Genomic DNA, 19,757 nt, shown 5'->3' on the forward strand with positions numbered 1-19,757 from the left:
CGGGGCGGTGATCGATTCCATGGGCAGATGGTGGGGCGCCGCGGCACCGCATGCAAGGCATTTTCGTGACGCCGTGGTCGGCGTCCGGTTCCGCTTCCACGGATCGAACCTCCGTGACGGAGAATGCTCCGATGACGATGACCACGCCTCCATCCCCGTCCCCGGCTCCGTATCCGTCTCCGTCTCCGTCGCCGTCTTCGCAGAACTGGACACGTGCCGAGCGGCTCGATGCCGACCGGCTGACACAGGCCCTGTACGCCGAGGCAGGTGTTCGACTGGTGGTGGAGGGGCCCTGTCCGGGAGGACAGGTCGGTGCCGCGTACGTGCGGTGGCCGGACGGCCGCCGGTCCGTGCTGAAGTGGCGTCCGGACACACGGCTCAAGGATCTGCGGGCGGGCCCGCTGGCCGTGTGCGAAGTGCTGCACACACATGGATATCCATGCCCGTCGACGGAGTTGGCGGTCCAGGTGGATCACGCGGTCGTGCTCGTCCAGGAGTTGCTGCCGGGCACGCCGATGGAGGTCCTCGACCACCACGGGCTGGATCAGGCCCTCGCCCTCAACGAGTCACAGGCGGGGATGCTGGCCCGGCGTCCGGATGTCCCGTCGATGAGCCTGTATCTGCTCGACGACGGCCCCGGGTACTGTCTTCACGAGCCACTGCGTCGGCACAGCCGGCGCAGTGGTGCCCTGGAGCAGCGGATCGCGTCGGTCGGGGCCGGTCGTCCTCACCGGATACCCGGACGCGACGTCGTGCACCAGGACTTCCACCCCGGCAACCTGCTCGCCGCCGACGGCTCGGTCACCGGTGTCATCGACTGGGACGGCGCGGGCCGGGGAGACCGCCGTTTCGACCTGGTCACCCTGCGCTTCGGGCTGCATGCGAACGAACAGCCCCCGGGCGTCACGAGCCGCCTCGACGACATTCTGGACGGCCTGCCCGACGACGTACTGCGGCTCTCCTGGGCGCATATGAGTCTGCGCATGGTCGACTGGGCCATCAGGCACTTCGCCCCGGGCGACGTGGAGCACTGGCTCGACCTGGCCGAGCAGCGCCTGTGATGAGGAGGCGCCGGTGGAGCTGAGTGAGGGCTCGATCGTGCCGATCGGATGCATCGCCGTCGGAGATCCGGCGCGGATTTAGCCGCCGGCGAACGCGATGCGTCCCGCATGACACGTCATACCCCGCCCCGCCCCCTCGACGTCGAGGAACTCTTCCCGGAAATCGTGCCGTTCCGCAGACAGGCCGTACGGCTCCATCCGCGTGCGGGCGAGCCGACGGCCCGCGAAAGCTCAGTCGGCGGTCCGCTGCTGTGGCCGGTGCGCGAGCCTTGGCCGATGTGTCCGGAGCACGAAGGGGTACCCGACCTCGCGGCGTTCCCGGACGAGTGCGATCTGCTCCAGGTGTTGTGGTGTTCTCGGCATCTGCACGCCCGCAGCTGCGAATCCGGGCCAGACGGGCGCTCGTCCTCACCACGGCAGGTGTGCTGGGTGCCGCCGGCGTCCTCTCGCTGGCCGGTACGGCGAACGCCGCGAGCACGCTCGGCGCATCGGCTGCGGCAAAGGGCCGGTACTTCGGCGCGGCAGTCGCGGCCAACCACCTCGGTGAGGCGCAGTACGCCTCCACACTGGACACCGAATTCAACTCGGTGACGCCCGAGAACGAGATGAAGTGGGACGCCGTCGAGCCCACCCGTAACTCGTTCAACTACGGCTCCGCCGACCAGATCGTCAGCCACGCCCAGGGCAAGGGCATGAAGGTCCGCGGCCACACTCTGGTGTGGCACTCGCAGCTGCCCGGCTGGGTCGGCGGGCTCGCCGCGGCCGATCTGCGCTCGGCGATGAACAACCACATCACCCAGGTCATGACCCACTACAAGGGCAAGATCTACGCCTGGGACGTGGTCAACGAAGCATTCCAGGACGGCAGCAGCGGCGCACGGCTCAGCTCACCGTTCCAGGACAAGCTCGGCAACGGATTCATCGAGGAGGCGTTCCGCACCGCGCGCGCCGCCGACTCGGGTGCCAAGCTCTGCTACAACGACTACAACACCGATGGTCAGAACGCGAAGAGCAACGCGGTCTACAACATGGTGAAGGACTTCAAGCAGCGCGGCGTGCCGATCGACTGCGTGGGCTTCCAGTCGCACTTCAACAGCAACTCCCCCGTCCCCGGCGACTACCAGGCCAATCTGCAGCGCTTCGCCGACCTCGGTGTCTACGTGCAGATCACCGAGCTGGACATCGAGGGTTCGGGTTCTGCCCAGGCCACCAGTTACGGCAAGGTCGTGAACGCCTGTCTGGCCGTGTCGCGCTGCACCGGCATCACCGTCTGGGGCATCCCCGACAAGTACTCGTGGCGCAGCAGTGGTACCCCGCTGCTGTTCGACGACAACTACAACAAGAAGCCGGCGTACGACGCGGTGCTCTCCGCGCTCGGCGGCACGAGCGGGGGCGGCGGCGGTGGCGGTGCGACCTGCGCGGCGACCTACACCCGGACGAGCACCTGGAACGGCGGCTTCAACGGGCAGGTGACGGTGAAGGCCGGGAGCTCCGCGATCAGCAGCTGGACCGTGCCGGTGACCGTCACCTCGCCGCAGAAGGTCTCCGCGACCTGGAACGGCAGCCCGACCTGGGACAGCAGCGGCAATGTGATGACGATGAAGCCGAACGGCAACGCCAGCCTGGCCGCCGGGGCGTCGACGACCTTCGGGTTCACCGTCACGACCAACGGCAACACGAACGCGCCCACGGTCGGCGGCTGCACCGCCTCCTGACCATCCGGCACCCGGCACGGGCATGACGGCGCGGCGATCCCCGATCGCCGCGCCCTTGTCCGTTGCGTCGGCAGCCGACGTGAATACGGCCGGGTCGGGTGGAGTGCCCGTTCCGCCAGTGGCACCCGCGTCGTGCGGCGGTGCTGTGGGTGGCGCTTCGGCCGGCCGCGCCTCACTGCCGGCGAGCGGACGTCGACTCCCGTACGACCAGCTTCGGCCGGATCAGGAGTGACCGTCCCGCCGCGGGCGCCGAGTCGATCCGTGCCCGCAGCTGCTGGAACGTCTCCGCGGCCATCTCCGGCAGCGGCTGGCGCACCGTCGTGAGCGGGGGTTCGAAGAGGTCGGCGAGGAGGATGTCGTCGAAGCCGACCACGGAGACGTCCTGCCCCGCGGTGAGCCCGGCGTCCTTGGCGCCCCGGCAGATCCCGATCGCGCACATGTCGTTGATGGCGACGAACGCGGTGGGCGGGCGGGGTCCGCCGAGGAGTTCCCTCGCCGCGTTCCGCCCCAGTTCCGCCGCGTCCTTGTCACCGAACTCGGCGGTGTCGGCGCCGGGCCAGACGATCGCGTCGGCCGGATCGAGACCGGCCGACTCCAGGGCGGCCCGGAAGCCGCGCAGTCGCTCGCGGCGGTTGACGCTGTTGACCGAGCCGGAGACGAACGCCAGTCGGCGGTGGCCGAGTTCGATCAGATGACTGGTGGCGAGCTCGGCGCCCATCGCGTTGTCGACGCTGATCGAGGCAAGTGACGGCGGGTCGCCCGCCTGCGCCGTCCGGTCGAAGGCGACCATCTTCAGTCCGCGGCTGAGCAGCGGCGTCACATGGTCGAGCGAGGGCAGCGAGGAGCAGAGCACCACTCCGCTGACCCCGTCCGCGAGCAGTTCCTCGCCGTACTTGAGCTCGCGGGCCGGATCGCGCTCGCTGTTGCAGAGCAGTACGTGATAGCCCTCGGTGAGCGCGATGGCCTCCAGCTCACGGGCGAGCGCCCCCCAGAAGGGGTTGGCGACGGACGGCACGATGAGACCGATGACCTTGATGCGGCCGGTGCGCAGCATCCGGGCGGCGCGGTTGGGCCGGTAGCTGAGCTGCTCGATCACCTGCTCCACGCGGGCCAGGGTGGCCGCCTGCATACGGTCCGTACGCCCGTTGAGGACGTTGGAGACCGTGCTCGCGGAGACCCCCGCGGCCTCCGCGACCTGATGGATCGTTACCCCGCTCATGCCACCTCCGGTTCGGAACGCATCTGACCTTGCCAGTGTATCGATTTACTGAACTCTGTTCACCGGTACACCCGTTAACACCCCTGAAAATTCATGTGCATCAGCTGTTGACGCCCCTCTCGGCGCGTTCTTAGCATCAGTGCATCGATTTACCAGTGCTTCTCAGTCATGACTGGGTTGCCTTCGCTGAATCGATCCACAGCCTCCACCTCAAGAGGGGTGCCCCATGGAACTCAAAAGACGGTCGCTGCTTGCTGCCATCGGCGCCGGGACCGCTGCCGCCGCTCTCGGCGGGTGCGGCACCGGTACTTCGACGGCCGGCTCCGCCAATGGCCCCGCCGAGGGCGAGATCACGCTGCTCACGCCGATCTACGAAGGTGCCGACGGCAAGACGCTGCTGGAGAAGGAGATACTCGGCGGGTTCCGGAAGAAGTACCCGGACGTCAAGGTGAACGTGGACTACACCACGTACGCCCAGCTCAACGAGAAGATCACCACGGGGCTTGCGGGCGGTCTGCTGCCCGACGTGCTGATGATGGGCGTGGGCTGGATCCCGCCGTTCGCGGCGAAGAAGGCGATCGCCGAGCTGCCCGAGAGGTTCGCCACCGCGCACGACTACGAGAAGCGGGTGCTGGAGCCGTCCCGGTACGACGGAAAGCTGTACGCGCTGCCGGTCGTCCTCGACACCCGCATCGTCGTCTACCGCAAGGACCACTTCGCCGAGGCCGGCATCAGGAAGACCCCGGCGAACTGGGCCGAACTACGCGCGGTGGCCAAGCAGTTGACCAAGGACGGCCGGATCGGATTTGACCCGTTCTCCATCGATCTGCGCCAGTGCTGGGAGACCTTCCTCTTCGCCAACGGCGGCCGGCTGTTCAGCACGGACGGCAAGAAGGTGCTGTTCACCGACAACCGCGGAGTCGAGGCGCTGCAGTTCTTCAAGTACCTGATCAAGGACGGCTCCGCCGACTACGCCAAGAAGACGGACGCCGGTGCCCCGTCCAACGTACAGACCGGCAGGGCGTCGATGATGATGACCACCAGCGCCCTGTGGAAGCAGGTCGGGGACCAGACCCCGGACCTCCTCAAGGACGACAAGCTCGGTGCGTTCATCCTCGCCAACCGCAGGCCCGCGATGCTCCAGGGCGGCACGCTCGTCACCCAGTCCGCGAGTTCCAAGCACCCGGCGGCGGCCCGTGCGCTCGTCGAGTACCTCGCGACGCCTGAGTCCATCCTCGGCGCGGCCAGGCAGCGCGGCTCCGTGCCCGGGCTGAAGGATCTCAGCGACACCGGCTATGTGAGGGAGAACAAGTTCGTCGATCTCTCCCTGCAGAGCATGGGCGACGCCTGTTCGGAGGGCGGCACCGCGGCCTGGATGGAGATCCGCGAAAAGATCAAGCCCACGCTGGAGCCCGCGATCGTGGGCGGCCAGTCCGCGAAGGACGCCATCGCGGAACTCGGCCGGCTCGCCGAGGCCGCCATCGGCCGGATGTGAGGACCCGTCACCGTGGGAGCGACATCCGTATTGAAGGCGCGGCCCGCACGGCCCCCCTCCCCCTCTCAGCACACTGTCGCGAAGAAGCGCACCGGCAGGGCACCCACCGGCCCCGGGCGCCGCAGGCAGCGCGCCGGGATGCTGATGGTGGCGCCCGCACTGCTGCACGCCTCGCTCTGGATCGGCGTGCCGGTCGTCGCGTCGGTGGTTCTGGCCTTCACGAAGTACGACGTGCTGACGGCGCCGCAGTTCGTGGGTCTGGACAACTTCCGGGACATGATGGGCGACGCGGTCTTCCGCAAGTCCGTCGTCAACACCGTCGTCTACACCTTCTTCACCGTGCCGTTCGGCATGATGCTGGGGCTGCTGACGGCCCTGGCGCTGCACACCGGGCTGAAGGCGCGGGGCGTCTTCCGTACCGCGGTCTTCCTTCCCCAGGTGACGGCGACCGTCGCGATCGCGCTCGTCTGGCTGTGGATCTACAACCCGGGCAACGGGCTGCTGAACACACTCCTGTCGTTCCTCGGGATCGACGGCCCGGCCTGGCTGTCGTCCACGTCGTGGGCGATGCCCTCGGTGATCCTGGTCGGCATCTGGCAGGGCATCGGCATGAAGATGCTCATCTACCTGGCCGCGCTGCAGTCCCTGCCAAAGGAACTGTACGAGGCGGCTTCGGTGGACGGCGCCTCAAGGGTGCGGCAGTTCTTCTCGATCACGCTGCCGCTGCTGAAGCCCGCCACGTTCTTCGTGCTCATCACCTCGATGATCAGCGCGTTCCAGTCCTTCGACCAGATCTACATCCTGACCGACGGCGGCCCCGCCAACAGCACCACGATGATGACGTATGAGATCTACAAGTCCGCCTTCCGGGAGTTCCGCGTCGGCTACGCCTGCGCGCAGTCACTGGTGCTGTTCGTGCTGCTGATGGGCTTCACCCTGGTCAACCGGCGGATCATGGGAGGCACCCGTGGCCACAACTGAGCTGCACAGGCCCGGTGCCGACGGGAAGGACCGGACCCGCACGAAGGGCAGGCCGCTCCCCGTGGGCCGGATCGTGCTCTATGTGACCCTGTCCGTCGTTTCGCTGCTGATGATGGTGCCGTTCGTCTGGATGGTGCTCACCTCGCTCAGGACGCCCGTCGAGATCGCCTCGCAGGACGCCGGACTGCTGCCGGAACACTGGGAGTTCGGCAACTACATCGACGCGCTGAAAGCGGCGCCGTTCGCGACGTACGCGCGCAACAGCTTCATCATCGCGTTCAGCCACACCGTCATCAATGTGGTGGTCGCGTCGATGGCCGGCTACGCGCTGGCGCGGATCAGGTTCCGGGGCAGCGAGGTCATCTTCTACCTCTTCATCGCCGCGCTGATGATCCCGACGTACACCAAGGTGCTGCCGGAGTTCCTGATCGTCCGCTTCATGCCGCTGGCCGGCGGGAACGACATCTTCGGCCAGGGCGGCAGCGGCTGGCTGGACTCCTGGTGGGCGCTGATCGTTCCCGGGGCCGTCACGCCGTTCGCGGTCTTCCTCTTCCGCCAGTTCTATCTGGACCTTCCGGTGGAACTGGAGGAGGCGGCCAGGCTCGACGGACTCGGCGAGTTCCGGATCTACGCCCGGATCATGACACCGCAGGTCAAGCCCGCGCTCACCACCGTGGCACTGCTGACCTTCGAGTCGTCGTGGAACAACTTCCTGTGGCCGCTGCTGGTGACCCGTACGGACAGCCTGCGGGTCATCCAGGTCGGGCTCTCCGTCTTCAAGACGGAGAACGGCACCCAGTGGCACTTCCTGATGGCCGGCACCACGCTGGCCACCCTTCCCATGGTCGTTCTCTTCCTCATCGGCCAGCGCTACTTCGTGCAGGGGTTCGCAACCGCCGGTCTCAAGTGACCGGTTCCGGCCCCACGGGGCCGGTCATCGAAAGGGTTTCGCTTCATGTCTGCTGATCTCAACGGCTCCCGCGCACTCGTGACAGGGGCGGGCCACGGAATCGGCCGCGCCATCGCTGTCGCTCTTGCCGGGGCCGGGGCCGATGTCGCCGTCCACTACCGCTCCTGCGCCGACGAGGCCGCCGGGACCGTCTCCGCCATCGAGGCGCTGGGACGCAGGGCGAAGGCGTTCAAGGCCGATGTCACCGTGACGAACGAGGTGGACCGGCTCGTCGATGAGGCGGCCGGTTTCCTCGGCGGCCTGGACGTCCTGGTCTGCAACGCGGGCCATCTGATCGGCCGGGCCACGATCGCCGAGATGTCCGACGACCACTTCGAGCAGGTTCTCTCCACCAATCTGACGTCGACGTTCCGCACGGTGCGGGCGGCGCTGCCGTATCTGACCAAGTCCTCGGCCGGACGCATCATCACGATGTCCTCGCTGGCCGCGCACAACGGCGGCGGCCCCGGCTCGGTCGCCTACGCGGCGGCCAAGGCCGGAGTCCGCGGCTTCACCAAGGGCCTGGCCAAGGAGCTCGGCGGCACCGGCATCACGGTCAACACCGTGGCTCCCGGCTTCATCAAGGGCACTGCCTTCCACGACACGTTCACCGCGCCCGAGACGCAGCAGGCGATGGAGGCCGGCATCCCGGTCGGCCGGGCGGGCACCCCGGAGGATGTCGCCGCCGCGGTCGTGCATCTGGCGTCGCCGTCGTCCGGCTTCCTCACCGCCACCACGGTGGACATCGACGGTGGCGTGTGGCCGCGTTGAGGCGGATCGCCCGGGAGCGGGGCGGCTGGTGGCATGCGTACGTGTGCCCGGCACACGGCGTGGAGCTCGACCACGGTGATCTGCTCGCCGGGGTCTTCCCGGCGGACGGTGCGCGCTGTGCCTACGGCTGCCGGGTGGACGACAAGGCGGTGCGCGGTGCCTGGCTGGTGCTGTCGCACCAGGCGTGGGCGCGACGCCTTCGGGTGCTCGCCCACCGGGGCGAGCGTGCTCAGGCGGTGGCTCGGCTCGTCGAGTACGCCGGTCTGTACGCGGAACTCGCCACCGAGCGGCACGGCGAGGCACAGACCTGGATGCTGCGCGGCCGGCTCTTCCACCAGGCGCTGACCGACGCCATCTGGGCGGTCACCATCGGACACACCGTGATCACACTCGCCGAGCGGTCCATCGACGACCTGGTACCCGTCCTGCCGCTCCTCGACGATCTGGAGCGGGCCGCGCTGGACGCCCGGAACGTGCTGACCGGTCAGGGGCATCTCGCCTCCAACTACACCGCGTGGCTCAACGCCGCCGGTGCGGCCGCGAGTCGGGGCGCCGCCGCGGCCCGTGGCCAGGAGTGGGACGGCGCGAAGCAGTGGCTGGAGGGCGAGCACGGGCTGTACGCGCATCTGCGGGTCGCGGTCGCCGATGACGGCTGGGAGTGGGAGGGCAGCACCTACTACCACGGGTTCGTGCTGCGGGCCGCGCTGCTGGCGCTGCGCCGCACCGACCCCGCGGCCGTTCCGTCCGATGTGGTGGACGTACTGGCCTCGATGACGGACATACTCGCGACGATCGCCACGCCGGGCGGCATCCTGCCCGCGCTGCACGACGGCCCGTATCTGCGCGGGCCGCTCGCGCTGGAGTGGCTCGAACTGGTGGCACTCGTCCAGCAGTTGGTTCCCTCTCCCACCCTCGATGCGGTGGCGTCGCGGGCCCGCGCCGAGCTCGGCACGCAGGACGACGGGCTCGACCGCGAGCTGGTCGGCTGGTTCGCAGGACCACCGCTGCCGGAGCGCCCGGCGCCCGCTCCGGTCACGGTGTTCCCGAGGGCCGGATACGCGGTGCTGCGCCACGCGGGCGTCCACGCGCTGCTGGACTTCGGTCCGCACGGCGGCTCCCACGGGCACCGCGACAAACTGTCGCTGTATCTGTACGGGGACACCACGCCGTGGCAGCCCGATCCCGGTCAAGTTCCCTACGCCCACGCCCAGTTCCGTGATCTGTACGCATCCACGGAGGCGCATCCCGCCTTCCGGGTGGACAGCACTGAACAGGCAGAGTGCGCCGGGCAGTTGCTCGGCGCGGACGGATCGTCCGTCACGGCCGAGGTGACAACAGCGTACGAAGGCGTGCGTGCCGTACGGCGGGTGGCGCTCGGCGACGGCTGTCTGATCGATCTGCTGACCCTGAGCGCCGGGGACCAGCGGCAGCTCGTCGCACAGCTGCGGCCCGGTGTCGCGCTGGACGTCCAGCTACAGGCCGCGGGCCCGGTACGCACCACCTGGTACGGCGACGAGACCCTGCACGGCTGGCACACCCACACCCCCGGCCTGTCGGTGCGACCGGTCACCCGGCCGGGGCCCGGGACCGCCGACGATCCGCAACGCATGTGTACCCGGGTCGACTTCACCGCGCAGACGGACCGGATCACCTTCGCGTCTGTGTATCAGACGGCGTCGGCGGGCCCCGCCGTGACCGACGTACGGCTGGACGGCGAGGGGCAGTTGACGGTCGCGCTGGCCGACGGCAGCACCGCACGGTTCCGGACGGAGGACTGACCCTTGTTGCTCTCGGCGACCCCGCCGCCCGGCCCGCGCCCCGCCCAGGAGGTCCGGCTGTACGAGGAGGCCGCCCGCCACCGCGGGCTGACCCCGCCCCGTACACACCCCCTCGCCAGCATCACCTGGCTGGGCCCCGCCGCATCCAACCCGGCGCTGGCCTTCCGGGTCGGCGGCGATCCGGCCCATCTGGCGGAGAGCCGGCGCTGGATCGAGGCAGCGGTACGGCTGCCGCACTGGGGTAGGGCCCACATGCCGGACCACGATCTGGACGCCGGCTGGCTGCTGCACCACCTCTCGCTCGCGTACCGGTGGATCGGCGACGAACTACCGGACGGAGTACGGGCGTTGCTCCGGTACAAGCTGCTGCTCCAGGGTCGGCGGATGTATGAGTTCGCGGTGGCGAGCGAGGGCCGCTGGTGGTCGTCGTCGTACTGGCAGAACCACAACTGGATCTGTTACGCGGGTCTGGCGACGGCCGGTTATGTGCTGGGCAAGGAGGAGTGGACCGAGCGCGCCAAGGACAATCTCGGCAAGGTCCTGGATCTGATGCCCGAGGACGGTTCGCACGCCGAGGGTGTCGTGTACTGGCGCTACGGCGTGCCCTTCCTCGCCATCCATCTGGATCTCCTCCAGGAGGCGGAGGGCATCGACTGGTGGGGGCGGGGCGGTTTCCTCTCCCACACCTTCCGCTACCGGCTCCACCAGAGCGCGCCCGGTTTCGCGTTCAATGTCGACCACGGCGACTGCCACGACCGCCGCAGTGGCCACAGCGCCGGTCTGTACTACCGCCTGGCGGCCCAGTACGGCATTCCGGAGGCACAGTGGATGGGCGATCTCGCCTCGGGCGAACTGCTGTGGCAGGAGGCCGCGGAGAGCGGCGTGCGGCCCGGCATCCTTCCGGAGGCCTACCTCGAATACCTCTGGTTCGACCCGTCCGTGCCCGGCGCCCGTCCCACCGAGACCAGGGCGTTCTTCCCCGACCTCGGCCTGCTCGCGGCCCGTACCGGATGGGACGACGACGCCACGCTCGTCTCGTTCAAGGCGAGCCCCGGCGGCGGGCACAAGGCATGGGAGACCGCGGCGAAGCACCGGGCCGAGCGGGGCTGGGAGACCCTCGACCAGGGGCACCACCACCCCGATTCGGGTTCGTTCGTGCTGGTCTCGCAGGGGGCGTTCCTCGCGGTCGACGAGGGCTACAGCAATCGCAAGCGGGCGGCGCACCACAATCTGCTGCTGGTGGACGGACAGGGATACGCGGACGAGGACCGCTACCACGTCTACCGGGACATCCCGTACGAGCGGCAGGCCCGGCAGCGTGATGTGCTCGTGGATCCCGGCTGCGGCTGGGCGCACGCCACGGCGGAGATCGCCGCGATGTACGACCCCGGGCTCGGGGTGCGGCGGCTGGACCGGACGCTGGTGTTCACCCCGTCGGGGCGGCTCGTACTGCTGGATCTCGCCGAGGCGGACACGGAACGGGAGTGGACGTTCCTGCTCCAGACGGACCGGCCGACCGAGCCGCAGCCGGACGGCAGCCGGCTGATCCGGTCCGGGGCGGCCTCGGCGCTGGTGCGGCAGTTCGCGCCGCTCGACGGTCCGGTCGTCTCCGGGGCCACCGAGGTCGAGGCCAATCCGACGTCGAGCACGCCGGAGCTGCGCCTGACCCGCACGCTGCACACGCTGCGTGCGAGGACCGCGCGGTCCTCGCACGGTCTCTTCCTCACCGCGATCACCCCGGGCCCGGCAGCGGTCGCAGCCGAGCGGGTCGTGTGTGCGAAGGGCGAGGGCGTCACATTCGGCGAGGAGACCGTGCTCCTCTCCCCCGTCACCCGCCGCATCCGTACCGCCGCCGTCTCTGCCGATGCGGCGGCGGTCCTGCTGGGCGGCGAAGGCAGTGCCCCTTATGCGGTGGCGGCCACCCGGCTGGAGCTGGACGGCCGCGTGCTGCTCGACGTCCCGGAGCCGTACACAGGAAAGGTCGGCTGATCATGCAGGCAACCCTCTCGTCCGGCCGGCCGACACTGCTGCGGCGGCTGGAGTTCGTGGCCTACCCGGCCGCCGCCGGGGCCGCGTTCGCCGTGCTGTCGCTCGGTGTCGTGACCTGGCTGCCCGCACTCGCCGCGATGGGTCATGCCCTGCAGCGGTGGCGGGCGGAGGGCGACAGCCACTGCTTCACCGGCACGTTCAGCGCCTTCCCGCAGTACTGGCGGGCCCTGTGGCGGCACTCGCTGGCGTCCACCGCGGCGGGGCTCGTCCTGTCCGCCAACACCGTCCATCTGCTGGGCCGTACGGAGCCGTGGACGTTCGTACTGCTCGCCGCGCAGGTCGGCATCGCGGCCGTGGTGGTCATCCATCATGTGGCACTCGCGGCCGAGGCGGGCCGGTTGCCGCACGGCACGGTCCGCACCTGGTCGCGCGGTGCGCTGGCCCTCGGCTTCGGGTCCGCGGCCCGTGGCACCGCACTGCTCGGCGCGGTGATCTCCGCCGCGCTGCTCTCCCTCGTCCTACCGCTGGGCCCCCTGCTCCTCGGCCCCAGCATTCCCGTACTGCTCGCTCTGTCCTTCGCAGACCCCAGGAGGCACACCCCATGAGCCGTGTACTGCGCACCACTCTCGGCGCCGCGCTGGCCGTCGGCGCCCCGCTCGCCGTCCCCCTGCCGTCCGTGGCCGCCGAAGCCGCCACCGCGTACTACGTGTCGCCGACCGGAAGCGACTCCAACGCCGGTACGTCGGCCGGCGCCCCGCTCGCCACGATCCAGAAGGCGGTCGATCTGGCACCGACGGGCGCGGTGGTGAACCTCGCCGCCGGAACGTACCGGCAGGATGTCGTGACCAAGCGCTCCGGAGTCACCGTCACCGGCCCGTCGAACGCCGTGGTGAAGGGGGCGGGCGACGCCCGGATCATTCAGGTGCAGCACGACTCGACGACGCTCAGCGGTTTCACCGTCGACGGGCTGCACGGGTCGTCCACCGATGTGTCGGGGTACCGCCTCAAGCTCATCTATGTCATGAGCACGACTCCCGGCAATGGTGTGGGCGGTCTGCGCATCACCGGAATGACGCTGAAGAACGCCGCCGACGAATGTCTGCGCGTGCGCTATCTGGTGACCGGCGCCGACATCTCCGACAACACGATCACCGACTGCGGGGTCGCCGACTTCCGATTCGGCGGCGGCGGCAAGAACGGCGAGGGCATCTATCTCGGTACGGCACCCGAGCAGCAGGGCGCGAACGGCGCCCCGGACGCGGCCCCCGACATCAGCAGGAACAACCGCATCCACCACAACACCATCGCCACCCGGGGCAACGAGTGTGTCGATGTGAAGGAGAACTCGACCAACAACTACGTCGAGTACAACGACTGCAGCGGCCAGAAGGACGCCGGCTCCGGCGGTCTGGACGCGCGCGGCAGCGGCAACATCTTCCGCTACAACACCATTCACGACAACGTCGGCGCGGGCATCCGGCTCGGCGGTGACACCGCGACCGACGGCATCGACACCAGCGTCTACGGCAACACCATCACCGACAACGCGGGCGGCGGCATCAAGTTCATGCGCACCCCGCAGGGACCGGTGTGCACCAACACGATGAGCGGCAACACCGGTGGCGACGCGGTCGGCACCTACGGCAGCGCGTACGACCCGACCGGTGCGTGCCCCCGGTGAGCGGGCAGGGGCCCGCGAGACGCGGGGTGCTGACGGCGGCGGCCGGTCTGGCGGCGGTCGCCGCGACGGCGCCGGGGGCGCAGGCCGCCGGGGCTTCGAACAGTGGCTCGGGCCGGTCGCGCTGGACGACGTCCTGGGCGACCGCGCAGACCGCGCCGACCGCCGCCGACACGGTGGCGAGCGCCGGGCTGACCGACGGCACGTTCACCGCCCACGTACGGCTGTCGGCGGGCGGAGCCGTCCGGCTGCGCTACGGGCACGCCTTCGGCACGGTCCCGGTCCTGATCGGCCCGGTGACGGCGGCCGGCCGGCCGGTGACGTTCGGCGGGCGCCGGCAGGCGTGGATCGCGGCGGGCGCCTCACTGACCAGTGACCCGGTAGTCGGTCTGCGCACCGCCGAGGCCGCACGGCTGACGGTGGAGACCCGGCTGCCCGGACCCACCGGGCCGCTGTCCTTCCACCGCAACACCCATGCCTCGCACTCCGTCGACGGTGCACGCACCACATCGGTGTTCCTGCTGACCGGCGTCGAGGTGACGGGTGCGCACGGGCCCGTGGTCGCGGTGCTCGGCGACTCCTTGGCGGAGGGCGTCGGCACCCCGGACGACGCCGATCTGCGCTGGCCCGACCAACTGGCCCGGCGCCTGCCCGGTTCGGCCGTCGCCAATCTCGGCATCAGCGGCAACCGGGTGCTGCTGGACGACGCCCGGTTCGGGCCGGGCGGACAGGCCCGCTTCGACCGCGATGTGCTGTCGCTGCCGGGGCTGCGGACCGTACTCGTCCATCTCGGCGTCAACGACCTCCAGCAGCCACCGAGCCAGACCGATCCGGCGCGCGTCCTGGCCGGGTACCGGCAACTGGTGCTGCGCGCCCGTGACGCCGGACTGCGGGCGGTCGGCGCGACCGTCACACCGTTCGGGGGCTGGACCCGCTGGACACCGGAGCTGGAAGCGGTACGGCAGCAGATCAACGCGGCGGTACGGACCGGCCGGCTCTTCGACGCCGTGACCGACTTCGACGCGGCGCTGCGCGACCCGGAACGCCCGTCGCGGCTGCTGCCCGCGTACGACAGCGGCGACGGACTGCACCCCAACCCCGCCGGTCACGCCGCGCTCGCCGCGGCCGTCGACCGCCGACACCTTCTGTGAGGGCCGCATCATGAACCCAGCAACCACCCCGGGCACCACCCGGCGCGCCGTACTCGCCGGGGCGGCGGCGCTCGGCGCAGCCGCCGCCCTGCCGCTCGCACTCACCACGGGCACCGCGCACGCGGCCGCCGGGGACGCCGTCGTCGATGACGCCAAATCCCTGCGCACCCGCTGGCACACCCTGCTCACCGGCGGCCCCGGTCTCGATCTGACGGACCAGCGGATCGCCGCGGCCGTGGCCAGGGCCGGCAGGGCCGCGACCACCGCGGCCAAGGGCCTCGACCCGGCCCGTACCGACGGGCTGTTCCCCGATCTGACCAGCACCACGCTGTCCAACCACGTCACGACGTCGTTCAAACGCCTTGCCACGATCGCCACCGCGTGGGCCGTCCCGGGCACCGCGCAGTACGGCGACACCGCGCTGCGCGATCTGCTGCTGGCGGGCATCGACTGGATGCTGACGAACCGTTACGGCCCCGGTCACCCCCGGTTCGACAACGACTGGGACTGGGAGATCGGTTCCGCACTCGCCCTCAACGACACGGCCGTGCTGCTGTACGACGCGCTCGGGTCGGAGCGGCTCGGCCGGATCACCACGGCCGTAGGGCACTACACGCCCGACCCGAACCTCTGGCGGGCCGACCGGCAGATCGCGACCGGCGCCAACCGGGTGTGGATCTCCACCGTCGTCGCCGTCAACGCCGTGCTCACCGGCAACGGCGACGATCTGGCCCGGGTCCGTGACGCTCTTTCGGACGTCGAGGGTTCGGGTGCCAACAGCGTCCTCGCCTTCAACGACGCCGGCAACGCGGCGGAGGGCACCGGCGAGGGCTTCTACTCCGACGGTTCGTTCCTCCAGCACTACAAGCACCCGTACAACGGCGGGTACGGCAAGGAGCTGCTGAACAACCTCTCCCGGCTGCTGAACCTCCTCGCCGGTACGGCATGGACGATCACCGACCCCGATCTCGACAACGTCCGCAGCTGGGTCGACGACGGCTTCGACCCGCTGATGGCTCGCGGCGATGTGATGGCGTCGGTGTGCGGGCGAGAGATCGCCCGCCCCAGCAAACAGGGACATGTCTCGGCGCAGACGGTCATCGAGGCGGTCGTACGGCTGATACCGAGCTTCCCCGGCGAGACGGCCGACCGGTTCACCGCCCTGGTCAAGCAGTGGATCGCCGAGGACACCTACCGGGACTTCCTCGCCGTCACCGACCTCGCCTCGCTCGTCGCCGCCCGGCAGGTCATCGCCTCCCCCGTCCCCGCACGCGGGCCGCTCGTCGCACACAAGCAGCACCCGCGGATGGACAAGGCCGCCCACCACCGCCCCTCCTTCGCGCTCGGCATCTCCGCATACTCCTCGAGGATCTACAACTACGAGTCGATACAGAACGAGAACCTGCACGCCTGGCACCTCTCCGACGGCATGGTCCTGCTCTACACCGACGACCTCGGGCACTACAGCGAGGACTACTGGCCCAGCGTCGACCCGGCCCGGCTCCCCGGCACCACCGTCATCGCGGGCCGTCCCGCGGACGCGGCCGGGCAGCGCACCACCAGCACGGCCGCCTGGGCGGGCGGCGCCGCGCTGCCGGGCACGACGCTCGGGGCGTACGGCATGGAGCTGCGCGCGTACGGAAGTCCGCTGCACGGTCTGAAGAGCTGGTTCTGCCTGGACGACGTGATCGCCTGCGTCGGCTCGGGGATCACCGCCGACGCGGGCACGGCCGAGACGGTCGTGGAGAACCGCAAGCTCCGGGATCCGGCGGCGGCCCTGCTCGTCAACGGCACGGCCGCGCCCACGGACGCCGGCTGGTCGGCCCGGCTCGACCGGGTGCAGTGGCTGCATGTCGCAGGGACCGGCGGCTACATCTTCCCTGAGCCCGCCACGCTCAACGGCCTGCGCGAGGAACGCACCGCGACCTGGCGCGACATCAACCTCAAGTACGGCACGGACACCCCCGTCACCCGCCCGTATCTGACGCTGTGGCAGGACCACGGCACCGCGCCGAGCGGAGCCGGCTACTTCTGGCTGCAGGCACCGGCGGCCTCCGCCGAGCGTACGCAGCGGTGGTCGTCCGCACCCCCGGTGAAGGCGATCGCCCGCTCCACCGCCGTGCACGCGGTACGCCGCTGCGCGGACGGGCTGATCGCCGCGAACTTCTGGACCGCGGGCACGGCACAGGACCTGTCCTCGGACGGTCCCGCCTCGGTGCTCGTACGACCGGTCGGAAGGACGGTGAGGGTGTCGCTCTCCGACCCGACCCAGCTGCGGTCCTCGGTGGTCCTGGACCTGGCGCGCCGCGGACTGGCCGTCGCCTCGGCCGATCCGGGTGTCGGCGCCGAGCCCACCGGCAACGGCATCCGGATCACCGCCGACACCGCCGGACGCCATGGCGCAACCCTCAACCTCACCCTGAAGTGGAGCTAGACCCTTGCTGTTCGACATGGACCTGGACCGGCTGCGCGTATACCGGCCGGAGCCGGAGGAACCTGCCGACTTCGATGCCTTCTGGGAGAAGACGCTCGACGAGACCGCCCGCCACCCGCTGGACGCCGAATTCATCCCGTACGACGCCGGGTTCGTGACCGTCGATGTGCTCGATGTGACGTTCCGGGGCTGGGGCGGGCAGGCCGTGAAGGCGTGGCTGCTGCTACCGAAGGCGCGCTCGGGTCCGCTGCCCGCCGTGGTGCAGTACATCGGCTACAACGGCGGCCGGGGCGTTCCGTACTCCTGGCTGACCTGGAGCGCGCTGGGGTACGCGCATCTGGTCATGGACAACCGGGGCCAGGGCGGCGGCGGCAGGAACACCGCCGACACCCCGGACATCGGCCCGGACGGGCACGGCTCGTCCTCGCCCGGTTTCCTGACCCGCGGCATCGAGGACCCGTATCGCCACTACTACCGGCGGCTGATCACCGACGCGGTGCGGGCGGTGGACGCGGCGAAGGCCCATGAGTCGGTGGACGCGTCCCGGGTCGCGGTGCTCGGGGGCAGCCAGGGCGGCGGGCTCGCCCTGGCCGTCGCCGGGCTGCGGGACGACATCGCGGCGGCCGTCGCCGATGTGCCCTTCCTCTGCCACTACCGGCGCGCCTCGCAGATCACGGACGCCGGACCGTACGCGGAGATCGCCCGCTGGCTGTCCGGGCACCGCTTCCGGATCGACGAGGCGATGGAGACCCTGTCCTACTTCGACGGGGTCAACTTCGCCGCCCGGGCGAGCGCCCCGGCGTGGTTCTCGGTCGGTCTGATGGACCGGATCTGCCCGTCGTCCACGGCGTTCGCCGCATATCACCGCTATGCGGGTCCGGCGGAGATCGAGGTGTTCACGTACAACGGGCACGAAGGCGGCGCGGAGTACGACCTGCCGCGCAAACGCGAGGCGTTGCGCGGCGTGTTCGGCCGCTAGCGGTTGATGGTCACCGGCCCAGCGCCGCCATCGCGGCGTTGTGGCCGGGAACCCCGCTGACCCCGCCGCCGCGCACGGCGCCCGCCCCGCACAGCAGCACATTGGCGTGCGCCGTCTCCACACCCCAGCGGCCGGTGGATTCCGTGGCGTACGGGAACGCGAGGTCCCGGTGGAAGATGTGGCCGCCGGGCAGCCGCAGATCCCGTTCGAGGTCGAGGGGTGTCTTCGCCTCGATGCACGGCTCGCCGTTCTCGTCGCGCGCCAGGCAGTCGGTGATCGGCTCTTCCAGGTGCGCGTCGAGTTCGGCGAGCGTGGCCGTCAGCAGTTCGGCGCGCGTCGCCGCGTTGTCGGCGGCGAAGAGCCGGGCAGGGGTGTGCAGGCCGAAGAGGGTGAGGGTCTGGTAGCCGCGGGCGGCCAGGTCGGGGCCGAGGATCGACGGGTCGGTCAGCGAGTGGCAGTAGATCTCGGACGGCGGTGCGGCGGGCAGCCGGCCCGCCGCCGCGTCCCGGTAGGCGTCGGCGAGCTGCCCGTACCCCTCGGCGATGTGGAACGTCCCGGCGAAGGCCTCGCGCGGGTCGACGGAGCTGTCACGCAGCCGGGGCAGCCGGGTGAGCAGCATGTTCACCTTCAGCTGCGCGCCCTCGGCCGGGGTGGGCGGCTCGTCCCCGAGGAGGGCGGCGAGCGCCTGCGGCGAGGCGTTGACCAGGACGCGGCGGGCCGCGACGACATGTTCCGCCGCGGGTGAGCGGACGGTGATCTCGGCCCGTGTTCCGTCGGTTTCGATACGGGTCGCCTCGTGCCGTACGCGGATCTCGGCCCCGGCCTCGCGGGCGGCCCGGGCGAGGGCGTCGGTGAGCGCGCCCATGCCGCCGACCGGGACGTCCCAGTCGCCGGTGCCGCCTCCGATGACGTGGTAGAGGAAGCAGCGGTTCTGGAGCAGGGACGGATCGTGCGCGTCGGCGAAGGTGCCGATCAACGCGTCGGTGAGCACGACTCCGCGTACGAGGTCGTCCTGGAAGTTCTTCTCGACGGCGACACCGATGGGCTCCTCGAAGAGCGTCCGCCAGGCGTCCGCGTCGCCGATCCGTTCGCGCAGTGCGTCCCGCGTCGGCAGGGGTTCGGTGAGCGTCGGGAAGGCCCGCTCGGCGACGCGTCCCGTCATGCCGTAGAAGCGCTGCCAGGCCTCGTACTCGCGGTCGGAGCCGGTGAGCGCGGCGAAGGACTCCCGGGTGCGCTCCCCGCCGACGAGCAGTCCGGTGGCGCGGCCGTCGCGCACGGCCGGGGTGTACGAGGAGACGGTCCGCTTGCGTACGGCGAAGTCCAGGCCGAGATCGCGGACGATCTTCTGCGGCAGCAGGGACACGAGGTACGAGTAGCGCGACAGGCGGGCGTCGACCCCGTCGAAGGGGCGGGTGGAGACGGCCGCTCCGCCGGTGGTGGCGAGGCGTTCCAGGACCAGGACGGACTGTCCGGCGCGGGCGAGGTAGGCGGCGGCGACCAGACCGTTGTGGCCGCCGCCCACGATCACTGCGTCATAGCTGTCGGGTGCGGGCATGA

Annotated in this window: 15 protein-coding genes and 1 pseudogene; 14 read left to right on the top strand and 2 right to left on the bottom strand. The window is 70.3% G+C overall.

Features of this window, described 5'->3' with window-relative positions; genetic code table 11:
• Positions 1–131 precede the first annotated feature (131 nt).
• The 3 genes and pseudogenes from OG507_RS02980 to OG507_RS02990 all read left to right on the top strand — a co-directional run bounded on the left by OG507_RS02980 (position 132) and on the right by OG507_RS02990 (position 2,776).
• The gene (locus tag OG507_RS02980) at positions 132–1,061 is read left to right on the top strand and encodes an aminoglycoside phosphotransferase family protein (RefSeq protein ID WP_327365539.1); all 930 of its coding nucleotides are present in this window, start codon (positions 132–134) and stop codon (positions 1,059–1,061) included.
• Between the two features lie 108 nt (positions 1,062–1,169).
• Positions 1,170–1,343, top strand: a pseudogene (locus OG507_RS02985) (DUF1963 domain-containing protein); the annotation flags it as partial.
• Positions 1,344–1,411: 68 nt separating this feature from the next.
• A complete protein-coding gene (locus tag OG507_RS02990; protein WP_327365540.1) occupies positions 1,412–2,776 on the top strand; it encodes an endo-1,4-beta-xylanase in 1,365 nt (454 codons plus the stop codon).
• Between the two features lie 172 nt (positions 2,777–2,948).
• On the opposite strand, the gene OG507_RS02995 is transcribed toward OG507_RS02990, so the two are convergent.
• Positions 2,949–3,995 (bottom strand): LacI family DNA-binding transcriptional regulator, encoded by a 1,047-nt coding sequence (locus OG507_RS02995; RefSeq protein WP_327365541.1) that lies wholly within the window; start codon positions 3,993–3,995, stop codon positions 2,949–2,951.
• Between the two features lie 226 nt (positions 3,996–4,221).
• Here OG507_RS02995 and OG507_RS03000 point away from each other — a divergent pair, with 226 nt between their 5' ends.
• Genes OG507_RS03000 through OG507_RS03050 form a run of 11 tightly spaced genes read left to right on the top strand, consistent with a single transcriptional unit; the run spans position 4,222 to position 18,200 of the window.
• Positions 4,222–5,490: an ABC transporter substrate-binding protein gene (locus OG507_RS03000; protein ID WP_327365542.1), complete on the top strand. Its 1,269-nt coding sequence runs from the start codon at positions 4,222–4,224 to the stop codon at positions 5,488–5,490.
• Between the two features lie 12 nt (positions 5,491–5,502).
• Positions 5,503–6,471, top strand: a complete 969-nt coding sequence (locus OG507_RS03005) for a carbohydrate ABC transporter permease (protein WP_327365543.1) — start codon at positions 5,503–5,505, stop codon at positions 6,469–6,471.
• Positions 6,458–7,381 carry a carbohydrate ABC transporter permease gene (locus OG507_RS03010; RefSeq protein WP_327365544.1) on the top strand — a complete coding sequence of 308 codons (924 nt, stop codon included), beginning with the start codon at positions 6,458–6,460 and terminating at the stop codon, positions 7,379–7,381. The genes OG507_RS03005 and OG507_RS03010 overlap by 14 nt, the downstream gene beginning before the upstream one ends.
• Positions 7,382–7,426: 45 nt before the next feature.
• Complete coding sequence (locus tag OG507_RS03015; RefSeq protein WP_327365545.1) at positions 7,427–8,191, top strand: SDR family NAD(P)-dependent oxidoreductase; 765 nt, start codon at positions 7,427–7,429, stop codon at positions 8,189–8,191.
• Positions 8,179–9,969 carry a heparinase II/III domain-containing protein gene (locus OG507_RS03020; protein ID WP_327365546.1) on the top strand — a complete coding sequence of 597 codons (1,791 nt, stop codon included), beginning with the start codon at positions 8,179–8,181 and terminating at the stop codon, positions 9,967–9,969. Before OG507_RS03015 ends, OG507_RS03020 begins: the two co-directional genes overlap by 13 nt.
• A 3-nt stretch (positions 9,970–9,972) precedes the next feature.
• Positions 9,973–11,958: a hypothetical protein gene (locus OG507_RS03025; protein WP_327365547.1), complete on the top strand. Its 1,986-nt coding sequence runs from the start codon at positions 9,973–9,975 to the stop codon at positions 11,956–11,958.
• Between the two features lie 2 nt (positions 11,959–11,960).
• The gene (locus OG507_RS03030) at positions 11,961–12,563 is read left to right on the top strand and encodes a hypothetical protein (protein WP_327365548.1); all 603 of its coding nucleotides are present in this window, start codon (positions 11,961–11,963) and stop codon (positions 12,561–12,563) included.
• On the top strand, positions 12,560–13,639 hold the full coding sequence (locus OG507_RS03035; protein WP_327365549.1) for a right-handed parallel beta-helix repeat-containing protein: 1,080 nt from the start codon (positions 12,560–12,562) through the stop codon (positions 13,637–13,639). Before OG507_RS03030 ends, OG507_RS03035 begins: the two co-directional genes overlap by 4 nt.
• Positions 13,636–14,787, top strand: coding sequence for an SGNH/GDSL hydrolase family protein (locus OG507_RS03040; RefSeq protein WP_327365550.1), 1,152 nt, complete (start codon positions 13,636–13,638; stop codon positions 14,785–14,787). Before OG507_RS03035 ends, OG507_RS03040 begins: the two co-directional genes overlap by 4 nt.
• A 10-nt stretch (positions 14,788–14,797) precedes the next feature.
• Positions 14,798–17,221 (top strand): polysaccharide lyase 8 family protein, encoded by a 2,424-nt coding sequence (locus tag OG507_RS03045; protein ID WP_327365551.1) that lies wholly within the window; start codon positions 14,798–14,800, stop codon positions 17,219–17,221.
• Positions 17,222–17,225: 4 nt separating this feature from the next.
• A complete protein-coding gene (locus tag OG507_RS03050; RefSeq protein WP_327365552.1) occupies positions 17,226–18,200 on the top strand; it encodes an acetylxylan esterase in 975 nt (324 codons plus the stop codon).
• Positions 18,201–18,210: 10 nt separating this feature from the next.
• Here OG507_RS03050 and OG507_RS03055 read toward each other — a convergent pair whose 3' ends face one another.
• A complete protein-coding gene (locus OG507_RS03055; RefSeq protein ID WP_327365553.1) occupies positions 18,211–19,755 on the bottom strand; it encodes a phytoene desaturase family protein in 1,545 nt (514 codons plus the stop codon).
• Positions 19,756–19,757: the final 2 nt, after the last annotated feature.

Origin of the sequence: Streptomyces sp. NBC_01217 (assembly GCF_035994185.1) — a bacterium.
In the GTDB taxonomy this organism is placed as follows: Bacteria; Actinomycetota; Actinomycetes; order Streptomycetales; family Streptomycetaceae; genus Streptomyces.